The organism is Celeribacter naphthalenivorans (genome assembly GCF_020524585.1).
GTDB lineage: Bacteria > Pseudomonadota > Alphaproteobacteria > Rhodobacterales > Rhodobacteraceae > Celeribacter > Celeribacter naphthalenivorans.
Window position 1 is genome coordinate 349,101 of the sequence record NZ_JAIVLK010000006.1, and the last position, 20,993, is coordinate 370,093.

The window sequence follows — 20,993 nt, forward strand, 5'->3', positions numbered from 1 at the left end:
GAGTGCCCCGATGACCACCCGTACCGAAACCGACAGCTTTGGCCCGCTCGAAGTCCCGTCCGACAAATATTGGGGCGCGCAGACCCAGCGGTCGATCATGAACTTCCCCATCGGGTGGGAACGTCAGCCGGTGCCAATCATCCGCGCTCTGGGCGTGGTGAAAAAAGCCTGTGCGATGGAAAACATGGCGCAGGGCAAGCTGGCAAAAGAGCTGGGCGACGCCATCGTCGCCGCCGCCACCGAGGTGATCGACGGCAAATTCGACGACAACTTCCCGCTCGTCGTCTGGCAGACCGGCTCCGGCACCCAGTCCAACATGAACGCCAACGAGGTGATCTCGAACCGCGCGATCGAAATGCTGGGCGGCACGATGGGGTCGAAAGATCCGGTGCACCCGAACGATCACTGCAACATGGGCCAGTCTTCGAACGACACCTTCCCGACTGCCATGCATGTCGGCATCGCCATGCAGGCGCGTGACGTGTTGCTTCCGGGGCTGAACAAACTGGCCGCAGCGCTCGAGGAAAAAGCCGAGAAATTCAAAGACATCATCAAGATCGGCCGCACCCACACCCAGGACGCGACGCCTCTGACGCTGGGTCAGGAATTCGGCGGCTACGCGCATCAGGTCCGCATGGGCATCAAGCGCGTCGAGATGTGCCTGCCCGCGATCTACGAGTTGGCCCAAGGCGGCACGGCTGTCGGCACCGGTCTCAACACGAAAAAAGGCTGGGCGGAAGCTGTCGCCAAAAACATGGCCGAAATCACCGGCCTGCCGTTTGTGACCGCCCCGAACAAATTCGAAGCGCTCGCTGCACATGACGCCATGGTGATGTTCTCCGGCGCGCTGAAAACCGTCGCAGCGTCCCTGTTCAAAGTCGCCAACGACCTGCGTCTTCTCGGCTCCGGCCCGCGTTGCGGTCTGGGCGAGCTGATCCTGCCGGAAAACGAGCCGGGCTCCTCGATCATGCCGGGCAAGGTGAACCCGACCCAGGCCGAAGCGCTGACCATGGTCTGCGCCCATGTCATGGGCAATGACGCCGCCGTCGGGTTCGCGGGTTCCCAAGGTCACTTCGAGCTGAACGTCTACAACCCGATGATGTCCTATAACGTGCTCCAGTCGATGCAATTGCTCGGCGACAGCGCCTCGGCCTTCACCGACAACATGGTGGCGGGCATCGAGGCCAACGAGCCGCGTATCGAGAAACTGCTGCACGAGTCCCTCATGCTGGTGACCGCGCTGGCGCCGACCATCGGCTACGACAACGCCACCAAAGTCGCGAAGACCGCGCACAAAAACGGCACGACCCTCAAGGAAGAGGCGATCAAGCTGGGCTTTGTGGATGAGGCGACCTTTGACGCCGTGGTCCGCCCGGAGCAGATGATCGGTCCGAAGGACTGATCGAAACCTGATCCGCTACGCGCGAAACAGCGTCTCCCTACGCTGAAAACATGACAAATTAAAGTGAAGGCGATCCTCGGGTCGCCTTTCTTTTTGCGCGACGGAAGGCGGCGGGGAGGCCCGTATCAGAGGCTCAATCAAACAGGAGACAGTCTATGAAATTCCTTCTTGCAGCCCCGCTTCTCATCTCCCTTGCCCTGCCCGCCACGGCACAGGGCCGTTTCCCGGTCGAAGACATCGCCAAAGACCTGGGCCTCACCAAACAGGAGTTGACCCAATGTTTCAAAGCCAACCGTCCTTCGCGCGAAGAGATGAAAGCCGCGAAGCAACGTTACCAAGCCGGTGACGCCGCCGCCCCCGATGGGGCGCGCCCGGAAATGGTTGCCTGCGTCCAGACGCACAACCCGGAGATCACCACCGCGCGCTACGAAGAGGTGATGCGCTCCTACGCCCCTCAAAACTAAGGACAAATCTCGCTTAGCGAATGACCCGCGGGACTGTGATCGCCCGTGAGTCCTCAAAGCTCAAAACCTATGACAGTCTGGCGGCATGTATCGTCGCCAGATTCTCACAGCCGCCTCTGCGGCCCTCGCCCTCACCGCCCTTCGCCCCGCCTGGGCGCAGGGCACGTCTCTCTCAGACACCGTGAACGGCCTCGATCAACTCCAGTCCCTGCAGGTGCAGCGCGGCTCTGAGGTGATTTTTGCCGAGGCCCCACGCGGCGGCGGGTTGGACCGGCTGACCAACATCAAAAGCTGTTCCAAAAGCCTCGTGGCGCTGTGCCTCGGCGACGCGATTGCGTCAGGCGCCGTTCCCTCAATCACTGCCACGCTGGGCGAGGTTGCCCCCCGCCTCATTCCCGCCTCTGCTGACCCAAAGGTGCGCGACATCACCTTGGAAAACCTCGTCAGCCTACGTGCAGGACTGGCCTCGACCTCCGGGCCGAATTACGGCGCCTGGGTCAATGCCGCGAACTGGAACAGCTACGCCCTGACCCGCGAGATGGAAGCCGAACCGGGCGGCCGAATGATCTATTCCAGCGGCAGCACCCATCTCTTGGGCGCCGCACTGTCCGAGGCCACCGGCGAGACGCTTTTAACCCAGATGCGCCGCATCTTGGGCCAGCCTTTGGGCATCGAGATCCCGCCCTGGACCCGCGATCCGCAGGGCTATTACATGGGTGGCAATGAAATGGCGCTCACGCCCCGCGCCATGTTGAGAATCGCCACAATGCTGCGCGATGGCGGCTGGTTCGAGGGTCGCGAGGTCCTGCCGCAAGCTTGGATCGAGGCCTCCACCACGGCCCGCACTCGCTCGCCCTGGTCCGGCATGTCCTATGGCTACGGCTGGTTCCTGAGCGATAGTGGTTACATCCTTGCGCGCGGCTACGGTGGCCAGATCATCGCCGCCCACCCGGAGCGCGATTTGGCTGTCGCGATCAGCTCAGACCCGAACCGCCCGGCGCGCTCAGAGGGCTATTTCGGCGCGCTGATGGCGTTGTTGGACGGGCCGATTTTGGCACTGGCGTAAAACCCACCCTTGCGGTATCATTCCACCCCATGAGCACCGATAACGTCACCAATCTGAACCAGTTTCGCAAACAGAAAGCCCGCGCAAACAAGCGCGCCGAGGGCGATCAGAATGCCGTGAAATTCGGTCGCACCAAGGCGCAAAAAGCCCTCGAAGAGGCGCAGAAGGCCAAGGCGAAATCGGAATTGGACGCACATAAGCGAGACGACACATGAGCGCGCTCTTGATGGGCCGCCCGGTCAAACGCTCGCTGACTTTGCACGGCCACCGCACCTCTGTGTCGCTCGAAGAACCGTTCTGGCGCGCCTTTCGCGGCATCGCCAAAGAGCGCGACATCCCAGTCAATGTGCTGGCCGCCGAAATCGACGAATTGCGCGGCGTGGACAGCGGGTTGGCCTCGGCGATCCGGGTCTATGTGCTCGATTACACTCAGAAAAAAGCCCAACTGGGCGATTGAGACGCCACAGCCAGCCGCAAGGATTTGCGCGCGGGTCCCTGCCCCAACCGCCCATCTAAAACCGCATCCGGGTCTTTTGCCGCCTGCTTCAGAACCGGCAAATGCATCACCGCGTCGATCATCGGCGCGCGGGCGGTTTTGGTCAATTTGCCCAATTTCTGCGCGCCCCAACGGCCCTGTTCCAAGGCCTCTTTTGCAAGCTCCGAGACCGCTTCAGGGCGACCGTCAACGAGCGGAATCCGCCCCGCCGATTGCAACCCCGGAATGGCCATCAGATAGCGCGCCAAGCCACCCGCGTAGCCCAGAGCATTAAGCGCTTTGGTCGCGGATTCCGGTGCACCAAGCAGACGGGCTGCGAGGTGCATCGGGATGGCGTAGCTGTTGTGCAGATAGGTCCGAAGGGCCGCCGCATCCTCATGCGGATCGCGGTAAATGTCCCATTGCCGCGCGGTCACCGTGGCATCCAAAGCCTGCGCCGAAGCCGTGTCCAACACCTGCGCCAAAGGCCCCGCCACCTCATGAGCGCGCGGCGCCTTGCCGTCGATTTTCTCCTGCAACACATCGCGCCAGAACTGCAACCGCATCTCGGCGATCATCGCTTCTTGCGTGACCCAAGGCGCCTTCGCGACCTCAAGACAAAAGGCATGGATCGGGAACAACACCTCGCGCGCGGCCAGAGGCGCGGCCATGGTGGCACGAAACCGGTCCTCATCGCCCTTTTGGACGATCTCTGCACAGGCCTGAACGCTCATATCAAAAATTTCCTTCTGCGACCTGCACACAGGTCAGCCCGCTGTTGCGCCACATGCGCACCACCTGATCGCGATCATCGAACACCAGATCCGCTCTGAACCCTGCGTCCTCAGCCTCGGCCATCAGGTCGGCCTTCACCAAATCGTCGCGGCGATAATCGCCATCTGCGCGCATGAATATGGCCGCATAGGGCACGTCGAACTGCTTGAGCCAGTCTTGGGTGACCCGCCGGCTTGCCGCGTCGCGCCCCGTCATCAAAACCACATTCCATCCCGCAGCATACAAGCGTTTGACCGCCGCAATCACCTCGGACATGGGCGCGTCGAGATGCATCGTGGATTTGAACGCTTTCCAATCTTTCGGTGTGCGTTCAAGAAAGCGGCGTCGATGGGCTATATCCGCCAGCGTGCCGTCAATATCGCAATAAAGCGTCCCGACATCCGGCACATAGATATCAACCGGCCCCAGATGCACGTCCTGCATCCGCAGAATGTCATCCGCCTCAGGCGCACCTGCCGATGGCGGCCGAAAGAAAGCACGCTCCGTCATTCTGCCCCCTCATTCCGCCCCAAGCGCCGTCGCACCGTCGCGCAAAAGTTTCCACAGCACCGCATCCAAAAGCGCCTCGAAGGAGGCGTCGATTATGTTCGAGGACACGCCCACGGTGGACCAGCGGCGGCCCAGACTGTCCTCGTGATCAATGATGACACGGGTGCGCGCCTCGGTGCCGCCATTGGTGATCCGGACTTTAAAATCAACGAGTTCCATGTCGGAGATCAGTTCGGAATATGGCCCGAGATCTTTCACCAGCGCTTTTGAGAGGGCGTTCACAGGCCCGCCGTCGTTGCCGTCGGCCATGATGCCTTCGGAGACCGACAGGTGGCGTTCTCCGGCGATATTGACCACGACCGTGACCTCGGAGAGATGGATTTCGCGGCCTTTTGCATCGCGGCGGCGTTCGACCGTAGCGCGGTAGCGCTCGACCTCGAAAAACGCAGGCATGAGGCCCAATTCGCGACGCGCTTCGAGTTCAAAGGAGGCCTGCGCGGTGTCGTAGGAATAGCCCTCGCTTTCGCGCTGTTTGATGCGCTCAAGAATGCGGCCAAGGTCGGCCCGTTCCGACACCTCAAGCCCCATATCCGCCAAACGCGAGCGCAGGTTCGATTGTCCCGCTTGATTGGACATCGGCACGATCCGCGCGTTGCCGACGGTTTCGGGCGGGATGTGTTCGTAGGTGGTCGGGTCCTTGAGAATGGCCGAGGCATGAAGCCCCGCCTTATGCGCAAAGGCCGAAGCGCCGACGTAAGGCGCGGAGCGCAGCGGCACCCGGTTCAGGATGTCGTCGAGCATGCGCGAGGTCTTGACGAGGCTCTTCAGGGCGTCCTCCGTGACCCCTGTGTCGAGCGTCGACTTATACGGATCTTTCAACAGGAATGTCGGGATCAACGTCATCAAATTGGCATTGCCACAGCGCTCGCCGAGGCCGTTCAATGTCCCCTGCACCTGCCGCGCGCCGGCGTTGATGGCGGCGAGGCTGTTGGCGACGGCGTTGCCGGTGTCGTCATGGGTGTGAATGCCCAGATGTGCGCCGGGAATGCCCGCCTCGATGACTTTGAGCGTGATCTGATAGACCTCACTGGGCAGCGCGCCGCCGTTGGTGTCGCAAAGCACGATCCAGCGCGCGCCAGCCTTGTAGGCGGCCTGACAACAGGCGATCGCATAGTCCGGGTTGGCCTTAAAGCCGTCAAAGAAATGCTCGGCATCGAACAGCGCCTCGCGGCCTTGCGCCACCAGATGGGCGATGGATTTTTCGATGTTCTCGATGTTTTCCTCAAGCGTGATTCCGAGCGCCGTGGTGACGTGGAAATCATGGGTCTTGCCGACGAGACAGACGGAGTCCGTGCCCGCGTTCAACACGCCCGCGAGCACCTCGTCATTCTCGGCGGAGCGCCCGGCGCGTTTGGTCATGCCGAAGGCGGTGAAACGGGCTTTGGTCTTGGGCGCGTCGGCGAAGAATTCGCTGTCGGTCGGATTGGCGCCGGGCCAGCCCCCCTCGATGTAATCGACGCCGAGATGGTCGAGCGCATCGGCGATCAGGTGCTTTTCCTCGGTGGAGAATTGCACGCCTTGGGTCTGCTGGCCGTCGCGGAGTGTGGTGTCGTAGAGGTAGAGGCGGTCTTTGGTGCTGGCTGTGGTCATCAAAGTAGCCCCTCAAGTTTCGCCGCATCGAAGTTGGGGCCCGCATCAAGTTCCACGCCAGCTTTAGACATACGCACCTCGACACCCGCGTCCAAGAGCGCGGTTTTCATCGCGTCGACGGCGGAGAAGTCTTTGGTTTCCATGGCGGATTGGCGCAGGGCGAAGAGATGATCGGCGTAGGTGGTGAGGTCAATTAACTTCCCAACAGCGCCCTCGAAAACCCAAGCCCCCATATTTGCTCTGTCCTCTAAAAGACCGAGCAAACGTGCGGAAGCAACAAAGTCTTCCACCTCATCAGGTGGAGTATCGTGCCGTTGCTGATTTTGAATTTTCTTCGCCATTTCATGAAGGACAGAGATAGCTTTCGACGTATTCAAGTCATCGGCAATGGCTTCCAGAACCCGTGGATCAGCGTTTCCAGTTCCGAGAGCGCTGCTCCCCAGGCTTCGCCACTTCTTCAAAGTCGCCTTCGCCTGCTCCGCCTTCTCCGCCGTCCAGTCCATCGGCTTGCGGTAATGTGTCGAGAGGAACACAAAGCGGATTACTTCCCCCGGCACGCCCGGCATCCCGTCATGACCATCCAACAAATCCCGCACGGTGAAGAAATTGCCCAGAGACTTGGACATTTTCTTGCCCTCGACCTGCAACATCTCGTTGTGCAGCCAATAGCGCGCGAAGCCGCCCTGCGGATGGGCGCAGCAGCTCTGCGCAATCTCGTTTTCATGGTGCGGGAACATCAAGTCGTTGCCGCCGCCGTGAATGTCGAAACTCTCACCCAAAAGCTCATAAGACATCGCCGAGCATTCAATGTGCCAGCCCGGACGCCCCCGGCCCCACGGGCTGTCCCAGCCCGGCAGCTCGTCCGACGACGGTTTCCACAGCACGAAATCCATCGGGTTGCGTTTGTAGGGTGCCACTTCGACGCGGGCGCCCGCGATCATATCGTCGATGGAGCGGCCCGAGAGTTTGCCGTAGTCCTTATAGCTCTCGACGGAAAACAGCACATGGCCCTCTGCGGCATAGGCGTGGCCTTTCGCAATCAGCCCTTCGATCATCGAAATCATCGCGCCGATGAATTCGGTCGCCCGCGGCATCTGGTCGGGGTCCATTGCCCCCACCGCGCGCATGTCGTCGAGATACCACCCGGTCGTCTCGTCGGTGATCTCGCGGATCGAGCGCCCACTCTCCGCCGCGCGCGCGTTGATCTTGTCATCCACGTCGGTGAAGTTGCGCACATAGGTGACGTGATCCGGCCCATAGACATGGCGCAACAGCCGGTAGAGCACATCGAACACGATCACAGGCCGCGCGTTGCCGATATGGGCGCGGTCGTAAACCGTCGGACCACAGACATACATCCGCACATTGTTCGGGTCGATCGGCTCGAAAATCTCTTTCTTGCGCGTTTTCGAATTGGTGAGCTTGATGGTCATAAGCTAGTCCCTCAGGGTGTCCCCCGCGGGCTTATCAGCTTCCATTTCAGGTGAAAAGAGACCGGACCCGCGCGACGATGTCAGCGGATAATGCAGCAGCCAATAATGATGGTGGCACGGTTGGTCATGCGGTTCTTGTAGCGCGGGTTTTCCGGCTTGCAAAGCCCTCTTGTGAGGGTCAGGGTGACGCCTATGACCCAGACGACATTCAGAGACCTCCACCGCCCCGGCCAGCCCTTTATCCTCGCCAACGCCTGGGACGCCGGATCGGCGCGCGTGTTGGCGGGACTGGGCGCGCAGGCGATTGCCACCTCCTCGGCCGCACAGGCCTTTACCCTCGGGCGCCCGGATGGCGGCACGCTGACCCGCGACGAGGCGCTGGCTCATGCCCAAGACCTCGTGGCCGCCGTCTCCGTGCCGGTCTCTGGCGATTTCGAGAACGGGTTTTCCAATGATCCCGATGAGGTCGCGCGGACCGTAAAACTGGCCTATGAGGCTGGATTGTCAGGAATTTCCATCGAAGACACGGCCTTCCCCAACGCAGGTGCGCGGGAGTTTGATCTGGCGGTCGACTGCATCAAAGCTGCCGTGAGCGCCGCCCGCGCCCTGCCCGGTGATTTCGTCCTCGTGGCGCGCGCCGACGGGGTGATGAATGGCGATTACGATCTCAATGAGGCCCTGCGGCGCCTCCGGGCCTTTGACGCGGCGGGGGCGGATTGCCTCTACGTGCCCTGTCCCGGCACCATCGAGGATCTGAAAACCGTGGTGGCGGCGACCAAGAAACCAGTGAACGCCCTGCCCGTCGGCCCGCTGCAAAACCTCACCCGCGCCGATTTCGCCGCCCTCGGCGTGGCGCGCATTTCGCTTGGCTCTTTGCTGGCGCGGTCGATCCACGAGCGGCTGATTTCGAACGCCGAAGACATCCTGAGCCAAGGCGTCTTTTCCACCTGCACCCCCGCCGGATCGGACCGGGTGGATGCGCTTCTCGCCAAAGGAGCCCGCCATGAGTGATGCCATTCACAACGTCCCGCAAGGCATTGAACAGCTTTTGGAAATCATGCGTCGCCTGCGTGACCCGGAGGGCGGCTGCCCTTGGGATATCGAACAGGATTTCGCGACCATCTCGCCCTATACTATTGAGGAGGCCTATGAGGTCGACGACGCCATCGCGCGTGGCGATATGGAGGATTTGAAATCCGAGCTGGGGGACCTGTTGTTCCAATCGGTGTTTCAGGCGCAAATTGCCGCTGACAAAGGACTTTTCGACTTTCACGACGTCGCGCAAGCCATTGCATCCAAAATGATTTCCCGTCATCCGCATGTCTTTGGCGACGAGAGCAATCAAAAGTCGCCGGAGCAGCAGACCAAGGATTGGGAAAAGGAAAAAGCCAAGGAGCGTGCGCGCCGTGGGGAGACCCGTGTGCTCGACGGCGTGGCCATGGGCCTGCCTGCTTTGATGCGCGCGCAGAAGCTACAAAAGCGTGCGGCGCGGGTGGGCTTTGACTGGCCGGACACCTCCCATGTTCTGGACAAAATCCGCGAAGAAGCCGCCGAATTGGAAGAGGCGCGCGACAGGTTGACGAAAGACGAGGTCTTCGAGGAATTCGGCGATTTGCTCTTTGTTGTGGTCAATCTGGGGCGGCATTTGGGGGTGGATGCCGAGGAGGCTCTACGTGCCTGCAGCGCGAAATTTACACGTCGTTTCAATGCAGTTGAAGACGATCTTAAAGCAATTGGAAAGACGCCTGCGGACAGCGATCTGGCCGAGATGGATGCGCTTTGGGACAAAGCGAAGGCTCGCGAGAAGGCCGCTAAGAAAGCAAGCGTGATCGGCGAGACCACTTGACCTGAGCGTTTTAGTCAGATTTAACGAGCGGGACCAATCAAAGGAAGTCCCAATGACCGCGCTCAAACTCGCTCTTCCCCTAACGCTCCCCCTGTCTCTCTTGGCCTCTTCTGCTTTTGCAGACGTCAATGTCTATTCCTATCGCCAGCCGGAGCTGATCCAGCCGCTGGTCGATGCGTTCACCGAAGAAACCGGCATTCAGGTCAACGTGGCCTATCTGGTCGAAGGCCTCACAGAGCGCCTGAAGGCCGAGGGCGACCGCTCGCCCGCCGACGTGATCCTGACCGTCGACATCTCGCGTCTGGCCGAGGCCGTGGACGCGGGCGTGACCCAGCCGCTGATGACCGAGACCTTGCAGCAAAACATCCCCGCCGAATTCCATGACCCGGAAGGCAACTGGTGGGGTGTGACCTCGCGCGCGCGGATCGTTTACGCCTCGAAAGAGCGCGTCGCAGAGGGCGAAGTGACCACCTACGAAGACCTCGCCGATCCGAAATGGAAAGGCCGCATCTGCACCCGCTCCGGCATGCACACCTATATGATCGGCCTGACCTCCGCCTATCTCGCGCATCACGGCCCCGAGGAAACCAAAGCCTGGCTCGAAGGCCTCAAGGCCAACCTCGCCCGCAAACCCCAGGGCAACGATCGCGCACAGGTCAAGGCGATCTGGGCTGGCGAATGCGACATCTCGCTGGGCAACACCTATTACATGGGCGAAATGCTGGCCGATGAGGAACAGCAGGAATGGGCCAACTCCGTGCGCCTCGATTTCCCGCGTTTTGACGTAGACGGCGGCGGCACGCATGTGAACATCTCCGGCGTTGCGCTGACGAAATCGTCGAAGAACACCGAGGAAGCCGTTCAATTCATTGAATTCCTGACCTCCAAACACGCGCAGGAAATCTACGCCGAGGTGAATTCCGAATACCCCGTCGTGCCGGGCACCGAGGCCTCCGAGCTGGTGAAAAGCTGGGGCGATCTGCACCCGGACAACATCCCTCTGGCGCGTCTCGCCGAAGAACGCGCCGAAGCCCTGCGTCTGACCGAAGAGGTCGATTACGACGGCTGAGCCTTTGATCTCATGTGATCTCACGCGGTGAGGCCCCGGGCCTCGCCGCATCGGCGCATCGGCGCCACACGCCCTCCAGATTTGACCAAACACTCAATTTGGTCAAATCGACAGATTGACAGAGCGCGATCTCTGCCACATATGGGCACCAAACGCACCCTCCAGATCAAAAACGGTCGTTTTTACAGAAAATTCACCGGCACCGTAGGGCTGCCTTAACCTTTTTGATGTCTTGTCCCGGCGAAAGACGCGGCAAGAGATCAAGACATGACCGACATGACAGAGCGCAAATTCGACATCGCGGCCCTCACCGCCGCATCGGCCCTCCCGCCCCTGACCCTCCGCGCGATGGAACAGGCGGATTTGCCGTGCCTGCTTGAGATGATCCGCGACCTGCAAACGGTGACCAAGGATCAATTGCAGCTCGATGAGGATGTTCTGATCGACCTGCTCTATGCCTCCTCGCCTTGGGCCCGCATTCTGGTCGCCGAGCAGAATGGCGATTTGATCGGCTACACCGTGCTGGTCGGCGGGCTGCAACTGAGTCCCATCGACCGCGCCATGCAGATGCATCACCTCTATGTCCGGCCCGAATATCGCGGCGAAGGTGTTGCGCGCGCCTTGACGCAGGCGGCGCGGGACGTGGCGCATCGTCTGGGCTGCGGCACCTTGAGTGTCGGCATCCTGAGCACCTCTGAGACCGCCAAGGCCGCCTATCGCGCCGTCGGGTTCGAACGCCCTTCGCCGCGCGCGCCGCATTACGAAATGGCACTGGACAAAATGGCGCTGGCCTGAGCTTTGCGCTTGACAGGCCTCCCCACGCCGCGCAAATTGCCCGCATGACACAGACCGCTTCCATGACTGTTTTTTATTGGACCGAGCTTACATAAGCGCGGCCTTTCAGCTTGGAACATTGAACAGCCGCCACAAGAGGCGGCTTTTTTCATGTCAAACTTCCCCTCCTGTGGCGCCCACAGGAGAAAAACATGACCCTACTGACAAAGATTACCACCCCGAAGGACAGCCTCACGATCCGCCGCGCGCGTTGGGGCGACAAGGATGCGCTTTTGCATATGATCCACGCGCTGGCACATCATCACGGCGATGAGCCGGAGCTGGACCTGCCCGGCCTCATCGATTTGATGCGCGCCGATCTGCCGTGGTTGCGGCTTTTGGTGGCGGAACGCGACGGCGCGTTGGTCGGTTACGCCGGATTGGTCGGCGGTGTGCGCCTGCACCATGGCCAGAAAACGCTGGACCTGCATCACCTTTACATCGCCAAAGAGGCGCGCGGACAAGGCGTCGGGCGCGCGCTGATTGCCGAGGCGAAAGCCACCGCCATTGCCATGGGATGCCACAGCCTGACGGTTGGCACGCAGGACCACAATCTGGTCGCGCAGGCCACCTATCGCGCTTGCGGGTTTGAACCGAAAACCCTCACTGGCAAACGGTTTGAGATGATTTTGAACGAAAATATGGTCGCGCTTTAAAGCTCTCGTCTTTTCACCTGAAAAGAGAAAGGACGGGAGCGTGAGACGCGCATCAGGCCAAGACATTCGACCGAGAGCCGCATTTGAGGCTCTTGGTCAGACGTTTAAAGCGCGATCACATCGACCCGCTGACCTTTGACGGCCAGACCAATCTCACCCTTGCAGAGCCGCAGCGCATCGTCACCGAAAACCTCGGCGCGCCAGCCCTTGAACACCGGCAGATCGCGTTTCCCGGCCGCGATCTGATCGAGGTCAGACGCGGAGGCAATCATTTTGGCGGCCACGTTGAAACGGTCGGATTTTGCCTTGAGCAACACCCGCAGCATATCCGCCAGCGCCGGGTTCACCTGAATCTTGTCTTTCGACATATCCAGCTTCGGCATCTCGGCGGCGGTGTAATTCGACGCTTTTTCAATCGCTTGCAAGATACCGTCGGCAATCTCACCTTTACGTGCCTCACGCAACAAAAGCCGCGAACGCGACAGGTCTTGCGGCGTTTTGGGCTTCGTCGACGCGAGCTCCAGCATCGCGTCGTCTTTATACACGCGGTTGCGTGGAATATCGCGGCTCTGGGCGTAGAATTCGCGGAAAGCAGCCAGTTCTTTGACGGCTGCGAGGAATTTGCCCGAACTGGTGCGCGTCTTGACCCGCATCCAGGCGTCGTCGGGTTTGACCACATAGGTCTCCGGCGACATCAGCACCTCAAGCTCCTCGGCCACCCATTTTTCGCGGCCTTCGCGTTTGATCTCATCGCGCAGGAATTCATAGATCACCCGCAAATGCGTCACATCGGCCAGCGCGTAGCTTTCCTGCGCTTGGCTGAGCGGACGGCGCGACCAATCGGTGAAGCGCGAGGTCTTGTCGAGGCTTTCCTTGGCGATCTTGCGCACCAGCGTCTCGTAGCCGACCTGTTCGCCAAAGCCGCAGACCATCGCGGCCACCTGCGTGTCGAACAGAGGCGTCGGGATCACCTGACCCTGAATGTAGAAAATCTCGAGATCCTGGCGCGCGGCGTGGAAGACCTTGACCACGTTTTCGTCGCGAAACAGTGCATAAAGCGGCGCGAGATCGAGGCCTTTGGCCAGCGGATCGACCAGAACCGCGTCCTCTTCGGCGTCGCCCGGAACGGCAAGCTGCACGAGGCAAAGTTTGGAATAATAGGTCCGTTCGCGAAGGAACTCGGTGTCGACCGTGACGTAAGGTTGGGCTTTGGCGCGGTCGCAGAAAGCCTGAAGGCCTTCGGTCGTGGTGATGGTGATCATGTTGTTTTCTTTTGCCTGCGGTGCGGGGTCATCCCGGCGGTTCAATCGTGATACGGGGTTTGCGGCGGAATGAAAAGAACAAAGGGGGCGCAGAACGCCCCCTTCCCCATGTCTGCTTCCTGTCTGCACCACTTTTGGGCGCGCGTGACCGCCTCAGGTGATCGGCAGACTGCCTTTCGCCGCCATCATCAATTCGACCACATCGGGCGCCGTGATGATCTCATAGGCCGGGTCCATCTGTTCCGCGCTGAACCCGTTGTGGATCATGCAAGCGCCGCAAATCCCGATGCGCCCGCCGGCCTCACGGTAGGCTTTGACCAGATCGGCCACCGGCTCGAACGGCTTGCCAATGTCCATATCGTCACAAGAGCCGGGCTGGCCCAGCTCGACGCCTTCGACCATCAGCAAAACGATGGAGCTATGGCCCATTTTCTGCGCGTTGAGCGCCATGGTGAAGGCCACGGTCACCTTGCCCGGATTGGAATGGCCGTCAAAAATTGTGGCAACGAAATCAGCGGTTTTCATGCGATATCCTTTCGCGACATAGCTGCGGGTCCTGTGCGGACTCGCGTTATATTCTACATCTCGAATATATCTTTGAAAGGTCGGAAAGGATCACAGCCCCGCGACATCTCGCCCTAGTGGCACGAGAGACCGGTTTAAAGCGTGATCAGGTCTTTTTCGCCCGAAAGGAACCGCTTGAGCACTGCCGGATAGAGCAAATGTTCCTTCACCAGAACCCGTGCCGCCAGATCATCCGCCGTGTCACCCGCCATGATCGGCACCCGCGCCTGTCCAAGGATCGGCCCGCCATCCAGCTCCGCTGTCACCTCATGCACCGAACACCCGGCCTCACCGTCCCCCGCCTCAATCGCGCGCTGGTGCGTGTGAAGGCCTTTGTATTTCGGCAATAATGACGGGTGGATATTGAGCATTTTCCCCGCGTAATGCGAGATAAATGTCGGCGTCAGAATGCGCATGAACCCAGCCATGGCGATGACGTCCGGCTCATATTGGTCAATGACGGAAATCAGCTTTTGTTCAAAGGCTTCCCTGTCGCCTTTAAAGTCGCGATGATCCACCACTTCGGTCGCGATCCCCATGTCAGCGGCCTTCGCCAACCCGCCCGCCGTGGGCACATTGGAGAGCACGAGACACGGACGCCCAAGGGGGGCGTCCTCGGCGTTCTCCATCATGGATTTCGCCAGCGACACCATATTGGAGCCGCCGCCGGAAATCAGGATCGCAACCTTTTTGGGGCTCACGACTTTGGAATTCACGAGAGGCTGCCCTCATAGGTCACGCCATTGCCGGTGGTCACCTGACCGAGACGGTAGACGGTTTCGCCCTCGCCGCTCAAAAGCGTGGTCAAAGCCTCGGCCTCCGCCGCATCGCAGACCACAATCATGCCGATCCCGGCGTTGTAGGTCTTGAGAAGCTCATGCTGCGACAGGCCGGCTGTGTCGACCAGCCATTTAAAGACCGGCGGCAAAGTCCAAGCCGTCAGGTCGATGTCGGCACCCATGCCGGTCGGCAAAACGCGCGGCAGGTTTTCGGTCAGACCGCCGCCGGTGATATGCGCCAGCGCATGAACCCCACCCGCGCGGATCGCCTTGAGCACCGGTTTGACGTAAAGCCGGGTTGGTTTCAAAAGCTCTTCGCCCAGGGTCGCATCCGAAAACGGCGCGATGTCGGACCATTTAAAGGTAGAAATCTCGACGGTCTTGCGCACCAAAGAATAGCCATTGGAATGCACGCCGTTGGAGGCCAGCCCCAAAAGCACATCGCCCTCGCGCACGCCGGACGGCAGATCGGAGCCGCGCTCCATCGCGCCCACGGCAAAGCCCGCGAGGTCGAAATCGCCATCCTCATACATGCCCGGCATCTCGGCCGTCTCACCGCCGATCAGCGCACAGCCGGACTGCGCACAGCCCTCGGCGATGCCTTCGATCACAGCGGCGGCATTGTCGAGTTTCAGTTTGCCGGTCGCGAAATAGTCGAGGAAGAACAAAGGCTCAGCGCCCTGACACACAAGGTCATTGACGCACATGGCCACCAAATCGATGCCCACGGTTTTGACATTGTCGGTGTCGATCGCAATGCGCAGCTTGGTGCCGACGCCATCGGTCGCGGCAACGAGAATCGGATCCTCATAGCCCGCGGCCTTCAGGTCGAACAACGCGCCAAAGCCGCCCAGCCCGGCCATCACGCCCGGACGCGCGGTCTTTTTCGCCGCCGGTTTGATGCGTTCGACAAGCTCATTGCCCGCATCGATATCCACACCGGCGTCTGCATAGGTCAGACCGTTTTTTCCCGATGTCTTCTGTTCATGGGTCATGGCAAAGGCTCCCCGCGCAATCCAAAGTTGCCGCCCGTTTACGCGGTTTGAGCCGTCTTGAAAAGGCCCCCGTTTGCGCCTTGCGTCGACTTCTGCTTGACCCTGCTTTGAGCGCACAATAAGCACGGTTCCGGTAGGGGCCTGTAGCTCAATTGGTTAGAGCAGAGCGCTCATAACGCTTTGGTTGCGGGTTCAAGTCCTGCCGGGCCTACCAAAATTCTTAAAACTCGTTGAGCAACAAAGCCTTGAAAGCCGGCTGCAGGGCGGTCCGTTTTCTTAGCGCGCCAAAACCAGATCGGCCTTCAATCCCCCAAGGCCCGCGCTTTCTCCCAGACGCAATGTGCCGCCATGGCGCCGCGCCACGTCATGGGCAATGGCAAGGCCCAGCCCCACGCCTGAGCCGCGATTCTGGTTGCGCGATTCATCAAGACGCACAAAGGGTTGCAAGGCGCGTTCACGGCCCTCAAGCGCGATCCCCGGCCCGTCGTCTTCGACAGAAATCACAACCGCCCGTTCAAAAAGCGCCAGACCGATCCGCGCCGTCGTGCCATAGCGGCGCGCATTGGACATCAGATTGTCGAGCGCGCGCGCCAGAGCCACAGGCCGCAGTTTCAGAACCACCTCCTGATCCGGCATCTCCCCCAGCTCGACCACGCCGCCAGCGCGCTCTGCACGCTCCTTTGCGGCCTCGACGAAAGCCACCAAATCGACCGCTTCGGGGTCTTCGGTCGCATCCGAGCGCGCAAAATCTAGAAACGCCTCGATCAAGCGCTCCATCTCATCGAGATCGGCCTGCATCGCCGCCACCTCTTCGGCATCCGCCTCGGGCACATCGAGCATCGACAGGCCCAATCTGATCCGCGTCAAAGGCGTGCGCAGGTCATGCGACACCCCCGACAGCATCAGCGTACGCTGTTCGATCTGACGCTCGATCCGCGAGCGCATATTGAGAAAGGCCGCCCCCGCAGAGCGCACTTCGATGGCACCTGCCGGACGATAGGGCCGACTTTCGCCGCGTCCGAAACTTTCGGCAGCACGGGCCAATTGCCGGATCGGTCGGAGTTGATTGCGCAGGAAGATAAAGGCGATGAGGGTCATCACAAGGCCGGTAAAGGCCGTCCAAACCACCAATTGGTGCGGATTCGCGGCCGAGGCCCGCCGTCGTGGCACATCCAGCGTCAAACGCCCTGCCTCAGTCATGATAGACACCCGCACCCGCTGCGTGTCGCTGGCGACATCCATGCCTTCGACGCCATCAATCGCACCGCGCAATTCCGCCTCGATCACCCGCGAAGAATAATCATACCAGCGGCGCTGATCTGCGATCGGGGCCTCGGCACCAAAGGTGGAGGCAAAGCCCAGACGCTCATCCAGCTCCTGCAAGGCCAGCGGCACCTGCGCCATCGGCAGCGTGTCGGCGGAGACCACGTAGAGACCGATCTCAGCCACCACACCCCGGCTCAACTGGCGCGTGATGTCGGCAAAATAGCGCTGGGAAAAGGCGACGATCACCACGATCTGGATCACCACGACCGGCACCAAAAGGATCAAGGCGCCCCGGCCATAAATCCCGCGCGGCATGTATTTTTTGAGCCATTCGAACAACATAGACCAAGACCTTTCAGCGCACAGATATCCTATGGACATCCCATAGCGCCCTTTGGCACAGCCGAGATAAAGCTATGCCATGAAACGCACACTTGGTAGACCCTGACAGAGCCCGAAGCAAAGGACAATCGCGTGCAGACCCGCCCCGACACCATGACCCAGCTTGCCCCCGGGCTGATCCGCATTTTGGCGCCGAACCCGTCGCCGATGACCCATTGGGGCACGAACACCTATCTTTTGGGCAAGGGCGAGTCCCGTGTGCTGATCGACCCCGGCCCCGATCTGGCCGATCACCGCGCGGCGATCCTCGACGCCCTGCCGCAAAACACGCGCCTTTCCCACATTCTCGTCACCCACGCACATCGCGACCATTCCGAAGGCGCGCGCGCTCTCTCTGAGGCCACCGGCGCGCCGATCTATGCCTTTGGCGATGCAATGGCGGGCCGCAGCCCGGTGATGGCCGCTCTAGGCGATCAGATCGGCGGCGGCGAAGGCGTCGATGAGGGCTTTCAACCCGATGTGACACTGGCGCATGAGGCCGAGATCGAGACCGAATCCGGTCCGATCACCGCACTCCATACCCCCGGTCACATGGGCAATCACCTGTGCTTTCACTGGCAAGACATGGTGTTTTCCGGCGATCTGGTGATGGGCTGGTCCTCCTCGCTGATCTCTCCGCCCGATGGCGACGCCGCCGCCTTTCGCGACAGCTGCGCGCTCCTGCGCGATCTGGCACCTCAGTGCCTCCTGCCCGGCCACGGCGCAGCCGTAGAGACCCCACTGGAGCGGATCGACTTTCTCCTGACGCATCGGGCCAAGCGCGAGGCGCAAATCCTTGCGGTTTTGACCCAAGGTCCACAGGCACTCCTGCCCCTGACCCAAGCCGTCTACACCGAGCTGCCCGCCAGCCACCTCCCCGCCGCCGCGCGCAACACTTTGGCGCATCTGATCGACCTCACCGAGAGAAACCACGTCCTCGCCACACCCGAACTCTCTGAAAAGGCAGTATTTTCCGTGACTTGAGTAAAAAATTGTCGAAAACTGATTTTTTGTCACAAAACCCACTTGCACGCCCCAAATCACATAGCTATACACCGCCCCATGTTCCGGCGTAGCTCAGCGGTAGAGCAGTTGACTGTTAATCAATTGGTCGTAGGTTCGATCCCTACCGCCGGAGCCATATACAACTTAACCTGTTGATATGGATAAGAAAAAGAAAGTAGCTCCGCTCACTTTTGATTTCTCACCTAGATTCGTCTCACTGGCGTCTCACAAAAGGTTCACACAGCGCTGGTTGTAAGTCGTTTCATATGCGATGGCCTCATCACAGAGGTCCACTTTGACTCAGCAGAAATATCTCTACTGCAAACGGAATCGCTTCTACTTTCGCCGGCGGATTCCAGGGTTATCCACATTTCTTTCTCCAATTTTTTTGGCATTGGGGACGACAGATCGAAATCTTGCGCATACATGGCTTGAACGCCTCAAGTTGGAGTTCGACCAAATGTTCGATAGCTTTGTACTGTTAACGCCTGCACTCCCTGACAAAATTGTGTTCAGGTACTTCGAACATTATCTCCAGAAGTGCGTTTCTGACCTGAACCGTCAGATCAACTTCGCGCGGATGAAAGGAAGGTTTTCCGCAGACAATGAGCGCTCATTGTCTGTATTGCCAATTATTTACGAAAGTTTTCTCGAGCAAGGTATTCGCAAAAGGTTTCCGGTCGAGAAGATTGATCCCGAGTGGGACGAGGAGACCCTGAAGGCGATCCTCCATCTTTATGAAATTGAAAGCCGCAAGGCACTTTCAGCGGCAACGGGAGATCAACTGCGCTCGATCTACGCGTCTCTGACGAATGATGTCATTAAAGATGAAGAACATCTTGCACAGCTTCGCGCTGCGCATTTCCGTGCTCGCCTTCAGGCACTTCATGATTTTCGACAGGATTCGCGGGCGCCGCTCAAAAAAAGAAACATCCGCACCACCCACCCCCGCTAACAAATTTGTGACGAATTCAGAATCTTGCCTCACCGCTGAAAATCTCTCCCCGACCAACGCAATTCCGACGCCACCCGCATCTGCACCTTTGGAAGCGCCGGTGCCCCATCGTATGGAAGGAGCAAGAGGAAGCTCACATAAAGCCTTAACAAAACCACTTACTACTATGAAAAATTAGAAGATTACTTCTTCAAGACGCAAGACCAAGCCGAAAACGCTTCACCAGACGAATGGACCGATGACATCGCACACGTCTTCTGGCGCACCGCAGTTGATAATAACATGAGCAAAGCTGTCAAACAGCAGCGAGGGTCAGATATTAGACGCTTCATGTTCATCACAGGGCTTTCCAAAGTCACTGAAATTCGGCAGGCACATCTGACATTTTGGGCTGACAACTTGCAGAAGTTTCCGAAGAACTTTTTGCGTTCTTCCAAAGATTTGCACCGAACAGTTGACGAAGTTTATATGAATGCCAGACATATGGCTCCCGCTGAACTTGGCCTGGTTTCCAGCACCCGGAGGCGGCACGTAAAGTCGATGGAGTTGCTGATCGCTCGGGCACGTGCAGAAGGCATTTCCCTTACAGATCTCAACACAAAAGACCTGAAGCCGAAAAAGAAGTCATCCCGCAACAAACACAAATCGCGAGCGGTTTTCCGCAAGGAAGAGGCGCGCCAACTGTTTTCCCACACCATCTGGACTGGCGCTCGTTCCGCTGGACGGCGCCATGAACCAGGAACAAAGATTTTGAAAGATGGCAAATTTTGGATCCCTCTCATCCTTGGTTACACAGGTGCTCGGCGAGCTGAAATTGCAGGTATGTTGCCTTCTGATGTAGAAAACATTGAAGGCGTCCCGTGCTTTGTGATCCAGGCCAACGCCTACCGCGGCATCAAGGGCGAAGACCCAGATTGCACGGAGGATGACAAGCGTACGCGCACCGTTCCGATCCATTCTCACCTGATCGAGCTCGGTTTCTTGGACTACGTTAAGTCTATTGCCGGAAAGGGTCACAACCTTTTGTTTCCTGACGTCGTCCCCGTACCACGCAACGGTTCTAAGCGCTCGAATACTGAAGATCTGGCGACGTCAGTGGAAAAGTTTGGCGAACGTTTCGACGACACCTGGCGCAAGGCGATGCAGATTTCCCTGAATGGCAACCCGCGTAAGCTTTGCATTCATAGTTTGAGACATTACGTCAATCACACGCTGCTGCACAGCACAGGCGTTCTTGACGTGACCCGAACCGATATCATCGGTCATATCGACAACGATGAGAAAGAAGGAACAAACACATCGACATATCGCGATGAAACTCCTCTCAGCGTGAAGCGCGATGCGATCGAAAGGCTGCCGCGCTTGATGTGAATGTGAGTAACCTGCGGCTCTTCGGGCCTTCGCGTAACGCATAGTTCCGCACAACTAAAGATGCGGGACAAACCTAACCAGTGTTTCGACGCGACCTGAAGAGCACCTGAGCAGATTTATTGGAATAAACCCACTCACTGCGGAATTGAGCATCGGAGTTGAAGAGACCAAAATTTCTGTCGATGCTGAAGTGCTCAAATACCTCCAATGGCTTCAGATGCTTACGATAAAGCAGC

The 20,993-nt window shown here is 59.4% G+C and carries 22 protein-coding genes and 2 tRNA genes; 15 read left to right on the top strand and 9 right to left on the bottom strand.

From position 1 onward, the window contains the following. Nucleotides 1-10: 10 nt before the first annotated feature. The 5 genes from fumC to LC094_RS15160 all read left to right on the top strand — a co-directional run bounded on the left by fumC (nucleotide 11) and on the right by LC094_RS15160 (nucleotide 3,389). Entirely contained in the window at nucleotides 11-1,402 is a 1,392-nt protein-coding gene (gene fumC / locus LC094_RS15140) for a class II fumarate hydratase (RefSeq protein WP_226553623.1), read from the top strand. Between the two features lie 155 nt (nucleotides 1,403-1,557). After that, nucleotides 1,558-1,866: a hypothetical protein gene (locus LC094_RS15145; protein WP_226553624.1), complete on the top strand. Its 309-nt coding sequence runs from the start codon at nucleotides 1,558-1,560 to the stop codon at nucleotides 1,864-1,866. An 85-nt stretch (nucleotides 1,867-1,951) separates the two neighbouring features. Beyond that, nucleotides 1,952-2,932, top strand: coding sequence for a serine hydrolase domain-containing protein (locus LC094_RS15150; protein WP_226553625.1), 981 nt, complete (start codon nucleotides 1,952-1,954; stop codon nucleotides 2,930-2,932). 29 nt (nucleotides 2,933-2,961) lie between these two features. Further along, nucleotides 2,962-3,147, top strand: a complete 186-nt coding sequence (locus LC094_RS15155) for a DUF4169 family protein (protein WP_226553626.1) — start codon at nucleotides 2,962-2,964, stop codon at nucleotides 3,145-3,147. Nucleotides 3,148-3,155: 8 nt separating this feature from the next. Continuing rightward, on the top strand, nucleotides 3,156-3,389 hold the full coding sequence (locus LC094_RS15160) for a ribbon-helix-helix domain-containing protein (protein ID WP_167600817.1): 234 nt from the start codon (nucleotides 3,156-3,158) through the stop codon (nucleotides 3,387-3,389). Here the strand turns inward: LC094_RS15160 and LC094_RS15165 are convergent. The 4 genes from LC094_RS15165 to cysS are packed head-to-tail and all read right to left on the bottom strand — an operon-like array spanning nucleotide 3,362 to nucleotide 7,774. Continuing rightward, entirely contained in the window at nucleotides 3,362-4,141 is a 780-nt protein-coding gene (locus LC094_RS15165) for a squalene/phytoene synthase family protein (protein ID WP_226553627.1), read from the bottom strand. The two genes, LC094_RS15160 and LC094_RS15165, sit on opposite strands and share 28 nt — an antisense overlap. 1 nt (nucleotide 4,142) lies before the next feature. Then, a complete protein-coding gene (locus LC094_RS15170) occupies nucleotides 4,143-4,691 on the bottom strand; it encodes a phosphatase domain-containing protein (RefSeq protein WP_226553628.1) in 549 nt (182 codons plus the stop codon). Between the two features lie 9 nt (nucleotides 4,692-4,700). Beyond that, nucleotides 4,701-6,341, bottom strand: a complete 1,641-nt coding sequence (gene cimA, locus LC094_RS15175; RefSeq protein ID WP_226553629.1) for a citramalate synthase — start codon at nucleotides 6,339-6,341, stop codon at nucleotides 4,701-4,703. Continuing rightward, nucleotides 6,341-7,774 carry a cysteine--tRNA ligase gene (gene cysS / locus LC094_RS15180; RefSeq protein WP_226553630.1) on the bottom strand — a complete coding sequence of 478 codons (1,434 nt, stop codon included), beginning with the start codon at nucleotides 7,772-7,774 and terminating at the stop codon, nucleotides 6,341-6,343. Before cysS ends, cimA begins: the two co-directional genes overlap by 1 nt. Nucleotides 7,775-7,966: 192 nt before the next feature. Between cysS and LC094_RS15185 the strand changes: the two genes are divergently transcribed. The 5 genes from LC094_RS15185 (at nucleotide 7,967) to LC094_RS15205 (ending at nucleotide 12,179) form a co-directional block, all read left to right on the top strand. Continuing rightward, nucleotides 7,967-8,785 carry an isocitrate lyase/PEP mutase family protein gene (locus LC094_RS15185; protein ID WP_226553631.1) on the top strand — a complete coding sequence of 273 codons (819 nt, stop codon included), beginning with the start codon at nucleotides 7,967-7,969 and terminating at the stop codon, nucleotides 8,783-8,785. Next, on the top strand, nucleotides 8,778-9,620 hold the full coding sequence (mazG, locus tag LC094_RS15190) for a nucleoside triphosphate pyrophosphohydrolase (RefSeq protein WP_226553632.1): 843 nt from the start codon (nucleotides 8,778-8,780) through the stop codon (nucleotides 9,618-9,620). The genes LC094_RS15185 and mazG overlap by 8 nt, the downstream gene beginning before the upstream one ends. A gap of 52 nt (nucleotides 9,621-9,672) precedes the next feature. Continuing rightward, nucleotides 9,673-10,689 (top strand): Fe(3+) ABC transporter substrate-binding protein, encoded by a 1,017-nt coding sequence (locus LC094_RS15195; protein ID WP_226553633.1) that lies wholly within the window; start codon nucleotides 9,673-9,675, stop codon nucleotides 10,687-10,689. A gap of 267 nt (nucleotides 10,690-10,956) precedes the next feature. Then, nucleotides 10,957-11,484, top strand: a complete 528-nt coding sequence (locus LC094_RS15200; RefSeq protein WP_226553634.1) for a GNAT family N-acetyltransferase — start codon at nucleotides 10,957-10,959, stop codon at nucleotides 11,482-11,484. Between the two features lie 191 nt (nucleotides 11,485-11,675). Further along, on the top strand, nucleotides 11,676-12,179 hold the full coding sequence (locus tag LC094_RS15205; RefSeq protein ID WP_226553635.1) for a GNAT family N-acetyltransferase: 504 nt from the start codon (nucleotides 11,676-11,678) through the stop codon (nucleotides 12,177-12,179). 104 nt (nucleotides 12,180-12,283) lie between these two features. On the opposite strand, the gene rnd is transcribed toward LC094_RS15205, so the two are convergent. The 4 genes from rnd to purM form a co-directional block, all read right to left on the bottom strand. After that, a complete protein-coding gene (gene rnd / locus LC094_RS15210; RefSeq protein ID WP_226553636.1) occupies nucleotides 12,284-13,441 on the bottom strand; it encodes a ribonuclease D in 1,158 nt (385 codons plus the stop codon). Between the two features lie 153 nt (nucleotides 13,442-13,594). Beyond that, nucleotides 13,595-13,966, bottom strand: a complete 372-nt coding sequence (locus LC094_RS15215; protein WP_226553637.1) for a DsrE family protein — start codon at nucleotides 13,964-13,966, stop codon at nucleotides 13,595-13,597. Between the two features lie 134 nt (nucleotides 13,967-14,100). Beyond that, nucleotides 14,101-14,721, bottom strand: a complete 621-nt coding sequence (purN, locus tag LC094_RS15220) for a phosphoribosylglycinamide formyltransferase (protein ID WP_319003301.1) — start codon at nucleotides 14,719-14,721, stop codon at nucleotides 14,101-14,103. Then, nucleotides 14,718-15,779 (bottom strand): phosphoribosylformylglycinamidine cyclo-ligase, encoded by a 1,062-nt coding sequence (gene purM / locus LC094_RS15225; protein ID WP_226553638.1) that lies wholly within the window; start codon nucleotides 15,777-15,779, stop codon nucleotides 14,718-14,720. The genes purN and purM overlap by 4 nt, the downstream gene beginning before the upstream one ends. Before the next feature lie 137 nt (nucleotides 15,780-15,916). Here purM and LC094_RS15230 point away from each other — a divergent pair. After that, nucleotides 15,917-15,993 (top strand) — tRNA-Ile (locus LC094_RS15230). Between the two features lie 62 nt (nucleotides 15,994-16,055). Here the strand turns inward: LC094_RS15230 and LC094_RS15235 are convergent. Further along, nucleotides 16,056-17,387 carry an ATP-binding protein gene (locus tag LC094_RS15235; RefSeq protein WP_226553639.1) on the bottom strand — a complete coding sequence of 444 codons (1,332 nt, stop codon included), beginning with the start codon at nucleotides 17,385-17,387 and terminating at the stop codon, nucleotides 16,056-16,058. Nucleotides 17,388-17,540: 153 nt separating this feature from the next. Between LC094_RS15235 and LC094_RS15240 the strand changes: the two genes are divergently transcribed. The 4 genes from LC094_RS15240 (at nucleotide 17,541) to LC094_RS15255 (ending at nucleotide 20,757) form a co-directional block, all read left to right on the top strand. Continuing rightward, entirely contained in the window at nucleotides 17,541-18,410 is an 870-nt protein-coding gene (locus LC094_RS15240) for an MBL fold metallo-hydrolase (RefSeq protein WP_226553659.1), read from the top strand. Between the two features lie 82 nt (nucleotides 18,411-18,492). Continuing rightward, nucleotides 18,493-18,567, top strand: a tRNA-Asn gene (locus LC094_RS15245). Between the two features lie 159 nt (nucleotides 18,568-18,726). Beyond that, on the top strand, nucleotides 18,727-19,386 hold the full coding sequence (locus LC094_RS15250; protein ID WP_226553640.1) for a hypothetical protein: 660 nt from the start codon (nucleotides 18,727-18,729) through the stop codon (nucleotides 19,384-19,386). A 282-nt stretch (nucleotides 19,387-19,668) separates the two neighbouring features. Beyond that, the gene (locus LC094_RS15255; RefSeq protein WP_226553641.1) at nucleotides 19,669-20,757 is read left to right on the top strand and encodes a site-specific integrase; all 1,089 of its coding nucleotides are present in this window, start codon (nucleotides 19,669-19,671) and stop codon (nucleotides 20,755-20,757) included. Nucleotides 20,758-20,993 lie beyond the last annotated feature (236 nt).

Excerpts from the sequence above, each read along its gene's own strand:
- fumC (WP_226553623.1), top strand. The coding sequence starts at position 11 with ATGACCACCCGTACCGAAACCGACAGCTTTGGCCCGCTCGAAGTCCCG.
- LC094_RS15145 (WP_226553624.1), top strand. The coding sequence starts at position 1,558 with ATGAAATTCCTTCTTGCAGCCCCGCTTCTCATCTCCCTTGCCCTGCCC.
- LC094_RS15150 (WP_226553625.1), top strand. The coding sequence starts at position 1,952 with ATGTATCGTCGCCAGATTCTCACAGCCGCCTCTGCGGCCCTCGCCCTC.
- LC094_RS15155 (WP_226553626.1), top strand. The coding sequence starts at position 2,962 with ATGAGCACCGATAACGTCACCAATCTGAACCAGTTTCGCAAACAGAAA.
- LC094_RS15165 (WP_226553627.1), bottom strand. The coding sequence starts at position 4,141 with ATGAGCGTTCAGGCCTGTGCAGAGATCGTCCAAAAGGGCGATGAGGAC.
- LC094_RS15170 (WP_226553628.1), bottom strand. The coding sequence starts at position 4,691 with ATGACGGAGCGTGCTTTCTTTCGGCCGCCATCGGCAGGTGCGCCTGAG.
- cimA (WP_226553629.1), bottom strand. The coding sequence starts at position 6,341 with ATGACCACAGCCAGCACCAAAGACCGCCTCTACCTCTACGACACCACA.
- cysS (WP_226553630.1), bottom strand. The coding sequence starts at position 7,774 with ATGACCATCAAGCTCACCAATTCGAAAACGCGCAAGAAAGAGATTTTC.
- LC094_RS15185 (WP_226553631.1), top strand. The coding sequence starts at position 7,967 with ATGACCCAGACGACATTCAGAGACCTCCACCGCCCCGGCCAGCCCTTT.
- mazG (WP_226553632.1), top strand. The coding sequence starts at position 8,778 with ATGAGTGATGCCATTCACAACGTCCCGCAAGGCATTGAACAGCTTTTG.
- LC094_RS15195 (WP_226553633.1), top strand. The coding sequence starts at position 9,673 with ATGACCGCGCTCAAACTCGCTCTTCCCCTAACGCTCCCCCTGTCTCTC.
- LC094_RS15200 (WP_226553634.1), top strand. The coding sequence starts at position 10,957 with ATGACCGACATGACAGAGCGCAAATTCGACATCGCGGCCCTCACCGCC.
- LC094_RS15205 (WP_226553635.1), top strand. The coding sequence starts at position 11,676 with ATGACCCTACTGACAAAGATTACCACCCCGAAGGACAGCCTCACGATC.
- rnd (WP_226553636.1), bottom strand. The coding sequence starts at position 13,441 with ATGATCACCATCACCACGACCGAAGGCCTTCAGGCTTTCTGCGACCGC.
- LC094_RS15215 (WP_226553637.1), bottom strand. The coding sequence starts at position 13,966 with ATGAAAACCGCTGATTTCGTTGCCACAATTTTTGACGGCCATTCCAAT.
- purM (WP_226553638.1), bottom strand. The coding sequence starts at position 15,779 with ATGACCCATGAACAGAAGACATCGGGAAAAAACGGTCTGACCTATGCA.
- LC094_RS15235 (WP_226553639.1), bottom strand. The coding sequence starts at position 17,387 with ATGTTGTTCGAATGGCTCAAAAAATACATGCCGCGCGGGATTTATGGC.
- LC094_RS15240 (WP_226553659.1), top strand. The coding sequence starts at position 17,541 with ATGACCCAGCTTGCCCCCGGGCTGATCCGCATTTTGGCGCCGAACCCG.
- LC094_RS15255 (WP_226553641.1), top strand. The coding sequence starts at position 19,669 with ATGAGCAAAGCTGTCAAACAGCAGCGAGGGTCAGATATTAGACGCTTC.